Raw genomic sequence first — 7,229 nt, 5'->3', positions numbered from 1 at the left:
CCCGCGGGGCGGCGGGGGGGCCGCGCCCGCCCCCCCCCCGGGGGGGGGGGCCCCCCCCCCCCCCCCCCCCCGGGGGGGGGGCGGGGGGGCCCCCCCCCCCCCCCCCCCCCCGGCCGCACCTCGTGGCAAACGAGCCCCCCCGATGTCAGCGGTCTCACGTAGTCTCGGAAGTAGCCGGAGCCTCCACAGGGGCAGGCGTCTCGGAAGAGGCGACGACCCGACGGGGGCGACGGCCCGACAGGAGCGACCGCACCACCGCGGACATCACCGGGGGAGGGGCCCACCGTGCTCATCGACACCTACGACCGGGTCGCCACCGACCTGCGCGTGTCACTCACCGACAAGTGCAACCTGCGCTGCACCTACTGCATGCCGGAAGAGGGCCTCCAGTGGCTCGGCAAGAGCGAGCTGCTGTCCGACGACGAGATCGTGCGCCTGATCCGCATCGCCGTGACCTCGCTCGGCATCACCGAAGTCCGCTTCACCGGCGGCGAGCCCCTGCTGCGTCCCGGCCTCGTCTCCATCGTCGAGCAGTGCGCCGCGCTCACCCCGCGCCCACGCATGTCGCTCACGACCAACGGCATCGGACTCAAGCGGACCGCCACCGCCCTCAAGGCCGCGGGCCTCGACCGGGTCAACGTCTCGCTGGACACCCTGCGCCCCGACGTCTTCAAGACCCTCACCCGCCGTGACCGCCACCGGGACGTGCTGGACGGCCTGGAGGCCGCCCGCGAGGCCGGGCTCACCCCGGTGAAGGTCAACGCCGTCCTGATGCCGGGACTCAACGACGACGAGGCCCCCGAGCTGCTCGCCTGGGCCGTCGCCCACGATTACGAACTCCGCTTCATCGAGCAGATGCCCCTCGACGCCCAGCACGGCTGGAAGCGCGACGGCATGATCACCGCCGGGGACATCCTCGCCTCGCTGCGCACCCGCTTCACCCTCACCGCCGAGGGCGACGAGTCCCGCGGCTCCGCCCCCGCCGAGCGCTGGACCGTCGACGGCGGCCCGCACCGCGTGGGCGTGATCGCCTCCGTCACCCGCCCGTTCTGCCGCGCCTGCGACCGCACCCGGCTCACCGCCGACGGCCAGGTCCGCACCTGCCTCTTCGCCCGCGAGGAGACGGACCTGCGCGGGGCACTGCGCGGGGACGCTCCGGACGAGGAGATCGCCCGGCTCTGGAAGGCGGCCATGTGGGGCAAGAAGGCGGGCTCCGGACTGGATGACCCGGCCTTCCTGCAGCCCGACCGCCCGATGTCGGCGATCGGCGGCTGAACCACGGGGCGTTCGCCCGGACCATGCCGGGCCCCGCGAGCCCCGGCGTGATCCAGACGAAAAGCCCTGTTCCGCCGGACACACCCTAGGCCCCGGCCTCTTTCCCGTCCCCGGATTCCCAGTCCTCCAAGGCCACGACGTCCTTGAGGAAACCCCGGACCCCGAGGAACGAGGACAGGTGTTCCCGGTGCTCGTCGCAGGCCAGCCAGGTCTTGCGCCGCTCCGGCGTGTGCAACGTGGGGTTGTTCCAGGCGAGCACCCACACGGCGGCGGCCCGGCAGCCCTTGGCGGAACAGAGCGGGGCACCGGTGGGACTCTCGGCGGACGTATCGGAAAAGATCACGTGGCCCAGCCTAAGTCAGGCGCTCCGCGGGCTTCCTGACGCATCCCCGGCCGGAGAAAAGGCGACGCCGAGCAGCCACGGGGGGAGCTGCCCGGCGTCGGTCCGTCGCTCCGACGGGGGATGCGGAGCGCTTTTGAAGTATGTCACGGGGACCGGGGTGCGGTGCACCGGATCGTCATGATTGATCTGAGCTTTTCCCGCGCTCCGAAGGGCTCGCCGGCTCAGGCGTGCTCGTGCGGCGGCGGCACCCGGCCGGACGTCCCCTCGGAGCCCTCGGACTCCGCCGGACCGGTCGCCGGACCGGCCCCCAGCGCGGGCCGCATCGGCATCGGGACGAACGTCGTCGGAAGCGAAGTCGCGTTCTCGCGCCCGGCGTTGGCGATCACCACCGCCACGTACGGCAGCAGCACGCCCAGAACGAGCGCCACGATCGCCACATGCCGTTCCACGTTCCACAGCACCGCGGACAGCACCACCGACACCGTGCGCACCGACATCGAGATCACATAGCGCCGCTGCCGGCCGCGGACGTCGTCCGCCAGTCCCTGACGGGCGCCGGTGATCCGGAAGACCTCCGTGTCCGCGTTCTTCCGCAGCATGCTCCACCACCAGATCTCGTCACCGGACACTCCCGGACAGGGCCCTCTCCACGGTACGCCCGGCCCCGGGCGGACGGACGGCCGGGGCGTACGACGCGGGCGGGACCGGGGTCGCCCGAACGGCCCCCTCGGCATGCGCCCCCCGGCCGGCGGGCCGAGACTGGGCGGACGCGCACTCCGCGCCGCACGAGGAGGCGAAATGAGCTGGTTGTGGGCAATCATCGTGGGATTGGTGCTCGGTGTCATCGCCAGAGCGATCCTGCCGGGCAAGCAGGACATCCCGCTCTGGCTGACGGCCGTGTTCGGTATCCTCGGCAGCATTCTCGGCAACGCCGTGGCCGGCTGGATCGGCGTAGAGGACACCAAGGGCATCGACTGGATCCGTCACCTGCTGCAGCTGGCGGGCGCGGTGGCGGTCGTCGCCGTCGGTGACATGGCCTGGCAGGCATTCCGGGGCAACCGGAAACAGAGAACCTGACCTGCCGGAGTCGTCTCAGCGCCGGGATCTCCGAGGTCCGAGGACGCCACAGCGCCGCGGCCGGACGCGCGAGGAAGCGTGTCCGGCCGCGGCGCCGTGTGCGCGATGCCCGGCGCTGTGTGCGCGATGCCCGGCGCCGTGGGTGTGAAAGGCTCAGCCCGCGGGGCTGACCTCCACGGCCGCCAGGTTCTTCTTGCCCCGGCGCAGCACCAGCCAGCGCCCGTGCAGCAGCTCCCCGGCGGGCGGTGCGGCCTCACCGTCGGCGACCTTCACGTTGTTCACGTAGGCGCCGCCCTCCTTGACCGTGCGGCGCGCCCCCGACTTGCTGGGCGCGAGGCCGACCTCCACCAGCAGGTCCACCAGGGGGCCCAGCTCGGCGACGGTGGCGTGCGGCACCTCGGACAGGGCCGCGCTCAGCGTCGCCTCGTCCAGCTCGGCCAGGTCGCCCTGGCCGAACAGCGCCTTCGACGCCGCGATGACCGCGGCGCACTGCGCCCCGCCGTGCACCAGCGTGGTCAGCTCCTCGGCCAGCGCGCGCTGCGCGGAACGCGCCTGCGGCCGCTCCTCGGTCAGCCTCTCCAGCTCCTCGAGCTCCGCACGGCTCTTGAAGCTGAGGATGCGCAGGTAGCGCGAGATGTCCCGGTCGTCCACGTTCAGCCAGAACTGGTAGAACGCGTACGGCGTGGTCATCTCCGGGTCGAGCCAGACCGCGCCGCTCTCGGACTTGCCGAACTTCGTCCCGTCCGCCTTCGTCATCAGCGGCGTCGCCAGCGCGTGCACGCCCGCGCCCGGCTCCAGGCGGTGGATCAGGTCGATGCCCGCGGTGAGATTGCCCCACTGGTCGCTGCCGCCCTGCTGGAGGGTGCAGCCGTACCGGCGGTACAGCTCCAGGTAGTCCATGCCCTGGAGCAGCTGGTAGCTGAACTCGGTGTAGCTGATGCCCTCCTGCGACTCCAGCCGCCGGGCGACCGAGTCCTTGGTCAGCATCTTGTTGACCCGGAAGTGCTTGCCGATGTCCCGCAGGAACTCGATCGCGGACAGGCCCGCGGTCCAGTCCAGGTTGTTGACCATGGTCGCCGCGTTCTCGCCCTCGAAGGACAGGAACGGCTCGATCTGCGACCGCAGCCGGGCCACCCAGGCGGCGATGGTCTCCGGGTCGTTCAGCGTGCGCTCGGCGGTGGGCCGCGGGTCACCGATCTGGCCCGTCGCGCCCCCCACCAGGGCGAGCGGCTTCAGCCCGGCCTGCTGGAGCCGCCGCATGGTGAGCACCTGGACCAGGTGCCCCACGTGCAGGCTCGCCGCGGTCGGGTCGAAACCGCAATAGAAGGTGACGGGACCGTCCGCGAGAGCCTTGCGCAATGCGTCCTCGTCAGTGGACTGGGCGAACAGCCCACGCCACTTCAGCTCGTCGACGATGTCCGTCACGGTTCCGGTGCTCCTTGTGCCTGGTAGAAATGCCTGGTGGAAATCTGGGTGCCAGTCTAGGCGGGTCACACGCCCGGGCTGACCGAGCTCATGTTGAAATCCGGGACGCGCAGCGCGGGCATCGCGGCCCGGGTGAACCAGTCGCCCCACTCGCGCGGCAGCGTCTTCTCCGTACGCCCCGCCTCCGAGGCCCGGGACAGCAGGTCCACCGGCGACTCGTTGAACCGGAAGTTGTTCACCTCGCCCACCACCTCGCCGCCCTCCACCAGATAGACGCCGTCCCGGGTCAGCCCGGTCAGCAGCAGCGTCGCCGGGTCCACCTCGCGGATGTACCAGAGACAGGTCAGCAGCAGCGCCGGGCCGGCCGTGGCGGCGACCATCTCCTCCAGCGACCGCTCGCCGCCGCCCTCCAGCAGCAGGTTGTCGATGCCCGGGGCGACGGGGAGCCCGGTCAGACCCGCGGTGTGCCGGGTCGTCGTCAGCCGCTCCAGCGTCCCCTCCCGCACCCAGTCCGTCGGCGCCAGCGGCAGGCCGTTGTCGAAGACGGAACCGCTGTCGCCGGAGGAGTGGGCGATGACGAACGGCGCCGACTCCAGCCCCGGCGCGCGCGGGTCGCTGCGCAGGGTGAGCGGGAGGGGGGACAGCCTCTCGCCCAGCCGGGTCCCGCCGCCCGGTGCGGAGAACACCGTCCGGCCCTCCGCGGCGTCCCGCGCGGTCGACGACCACAGCTGGTAGATCAGCAGGTCCGCGACCGCCGTCGGCGGCAGCAACGTCTCGTACCGGCCCGCGGGCAGCTCGACCCGCCGCTCCGCCCAGCGCAGCCGCTGGGCCAGCTCCGCGTCCATCGCCCCCGGGTCGACGTCGGTGAAGTCCCGGGTCGCCCGGCCGGCCCACGCGGAGCGCGTCCGGTCCGGCGACTTCGCGTTCAGCTCCAGCGTCCCGTTCGGCTGGTCGTGGCGCAGCCGCAGCCCCGTCGACGACCCCAGATAGGTGGAGGTCAGCTCGTGGTTGGCGAACCCGTACAGCTCGCGGCCCCCGGCCCGGGCACGCGCGAAGGCGTCGCCGAGCGCCGGGGCGAAGTCCGCGAAGACCTCCGGGCCGGTCTCGGCCGGCGCGTCCGTGAAGCCGGGGGAGGAGGGGACCCCGCTCACCAGCGGCTGCGCGTCCTCCGCCGGGCCCGCGCCCCGCGCGGCGGCCTCGGCGGCCCGCACCAGCGGCTCCAGGTCGGCCGCGGTCACGGCGGACCGGGAGACGACGCCGGAGGCCGTCCCCCGCGCCCCGTCCGCGGTCGCGACGACGGTCAGGGTCCGGCCCCGGGTCACCCCGTTGGTGGTGAGAGCGTTGCCCGCCCAGCGCAGATTGGCGGAGGACTCCTCGTCGGCGATGACCACCAGGCCGTCCGTGGTGGACAGCTCCAGAGCCCGCTCGACGATCTCGTACGGCTTGCTGACGCGGCTCATCGCCCGGCCTCCTGCGTCGTGTTGAGGATGTTGACGCCCCGGAAGAGGGCGGAGGGGCAGCCGTGCGAGACCGCCGCGACCTGGCCCGGCTGGGCCTTGCCGCAGTTGAACGCTCCCCCGAGCACATACGTCCCGGGGCCGCCGACCTTCTCCATCGAGCCCCAGAAGTCCGTCGTCGTCGCCTGGTACGCCACATCGCGCACCTGCCCGGCGAGCCTGCCGTTCTCGATGCGGAAGAACCGCTGCCCGGTGAACTGGAAGTTGTGGCGCTGCATGTCGATCGACCAGGACCGGTCGCCGACCACGTAGATCCCCCGCTCCACTCCGCCGATCAGGTCCTCGGTGGACAGCCCGCCCGGGTCCGGCCGGAGCGACACGTTCGCCATGCGCTGTACGGGGACATGGCCCGGCGAGTCCGCGTACGCGCAGCCGTTGGAGCGGTCGAGCCCCGTCAGCTTCGCGGTCCGGCGGTCCAGCTGGTAGCCCACCAGCGTGCCGTCCTTCACCAGGTCCCAGGACTGCGCCTCGACGCCCTCGTCGTCGTACCCGATCGTCGCGAGCCCGTGCTCGGCGGTGCGGTCGCCGGTCACGTTCATCACGGCGGACCCGTACGCGAGCTCGCCGAGCTGGTCGAAGGTGGCGAACGAGGTCCCGGCGTACGCCGCCTCGTAGCCCAGCGCCCGGTCCAGCTCGGTGGCGTGGCCGATCGACTCGTGGATGGTCAGCCACAGGTTCGACGGGTCGACGACCAGGTCGTACGTCCCCGCCTCGACGCCCGGCGCGCGCATCTTCTCCGCGAGCAGCCCGGGAATCCGCTCCAGCTCCCCGTCCCAGTCCCAGCCGGTCCCGGTCAGGTACTCCCAGCCCCGGCCCACCGGCGGCGCGAGGGTCCGCATCGAGTCGAAGCCGCCAGTCCTGCCGTCCACCGCGACGGCGGTCAACTCCGGGTGTACGCGCACCCGTTGCTGCGTGGTGACGGTGCCCGCCGTGTCCGCGTAGAACTTGTTCTCGTGCACGGTCATCAGGGACGCGTCCACATGCGCGACGCCCTCCGCGCCCAGCAGCCGCCCGCTCCACTCGGCCAGCAGCGCCGCCTTCTCCTCGTCCGGCACGGAGAAGGGGTCGACGTCGTACGCCGAGACCCAGGTCCGCTCGCCGTGCACCGGCTCGTCCGCCAGCTCGACCCGCCCGCCCGTCTCCCGCCACCGCCCCTCAGCGGAAGCGCCGCGCGCACTTTCGTCGGAGCCCGCCGCGGCGGTCACCTTCGCCGACAGCTTCGCCATCGCGACGGCCCGCGAGGCCACCTTCGCCGCCGCGTCCATCGTCAGATCGACGCCCGAGGCGAACCCCCAGGCGCCGCCGTGCACCACCCGCACCGCGTACCCGAGGTCCGTGCTGTCCGACGTCCCGGCCGGCCGGGCGTCCCGCAGCCGCCAGGAGGCGCTGCGCACCCGCTCCAGCCGGAAGTCGGCGTGGGTGGCGCCGAGCGCCCGCGCCCGGGCGAGCGCCGCGTCCGCCAGCGCGCGCGACGGCAGGGCCAGGAATGACTGATCTACCTCGTGGGGCACAGGGGGTTCCCTTCTCGATGCACGACGGCAGTGAACCATGCCGCGGGGTGACCGCACCGGGACGGCGGCGGACAATCGTGG

General features: G+C 72.8%; 7 protein-coding genes. 2 read left to right on the top strand and 5 right to left on the bottom strand.

Features of this window, described 5'->3' with window-relative positions; translation table 11 throughout:
• The first annotated feature begins 285 nt into the window (after positions 1 to 285).
• Positions 286 to 1,275, top strand: a complete 990-nt coding sequence (gene moaA, locus ACIQMU_RS28585) for a GTP 3',8-cyclase MoaA (RefSeq protein WP_402690003.1) — start codon at positions 286 to 288, stop codon at positions 1,273 to 1,275.
• Between the two features lie 85 nt (positions 1,276 to 1,360).
• Here moaA and ACIQMU_RS28580 read toward each other — a convergent pair whose 3' ends face one another.
• Entirely contained in the window at positions 1,361 to 1,618 is a 258-nt protein-coding gene (locus ACIQMU_RS28580; RefSeq protein WP_352243079.1) for a hypothetical protein, read from the bottom strand.
• A 221-nt stretch (positions 1,619 to 1,839) separates the two neighbouring features.
• Positions 1,840 to 2,217, bottom strand: coding sequence for a DUF3099 domain-containing protein (locus tag ACIQMU_RS28575; protein WP_352243152.1), 378 nt, complete (start codon positions 2,215 to 2,217; stop codon positions 1,840 to 1,842).
• Between the two features lie 199 nt (positions 2,218 to 2,416).
• On the opposite strand from ACIQMU_RS28575, the gene ACIQMU_RS28570 reads away from it, so the two are divergent.
• Positions 2,417 to 2,695 carry a GlsB/YeaQ/YmgE family stress response membrane protein gene (locus ACIQMU_RS28570; protein ID WP_030590252.1) on the top strand — a complete coding sequence of 93 codons (279 nt, stop codon included), beginning with the start codon at positions 2,417 to 2,419 and terminating at the stop codon, positions 2,693 to 2,695.
• Positions 2,696 to 2,848: 153 nt separating this feature from the next.
• Here the strand turns inward: ACIQMU_RS28570 and tyrS are convergent, their stop codons facing one another.
• The 3 genes from tyrS to ACIQMU_RS28555 all read right to left on the bottom strand — a co-directional run bounded on the left by tyrS (position 2,849) and on the right by ACIQMU_RS28555 (position 7,148).
• Positions 2,849 to 4,120, bottom strand: a complete 1,272-nt coding sequence (tyrS, locus tag ACIQMU_RS28565) for a tyrosine--tRNA ligase (RefSeq protein WP_352243078.1) — start codon at positions 4,118 to 4,120, stop codon at positions 2,849 to 2,851.
• 65 nt (positions 4,121 to 4,185) lie between these two features.
• Positions 4,186 to 5,580 carry a metallopeptidase TldD-related protein gene (locus tag ACIQMU_RS28560; protein ID WP_402690002.1) on the bottom strand — a complete coding sequence of 465 codons (1,395 nt, stop codon included), beginning with the start codon at positions 5,578 to 5,580 and terminating at the stop codon, positions 4,186 to 4,188.
• Entirely contained in the window at positions 5,577 to 7,148 is a 1,572-nt protein-coding gene (locus ACIQMU_RS28555; protein WP_402690001.1) for a TldD/PmbA family protein, read from the bottom strand. The genes ACIQMU_RS28560 and ACIQMU_RS28555 overlap by 4 nt, the downstream gene beginning before the upstream one ends.
• Positions 7,149 to 7,229 lie beyond the last annotated feature (81 nt).

It is taken from the genome of Streptomyces sp. NPDC091649 (assembly GCF_044756785.1).
Lineage (GTDB): Bacteria > Actinomycetota > Actinomycetes > Streptomycetales > Streptomycetaceae > Streptomyces.
Note: the sequence above shows the minus strand (reverse complement) of the source record. Positions and strands in the feature narration are given on the sequence as shown.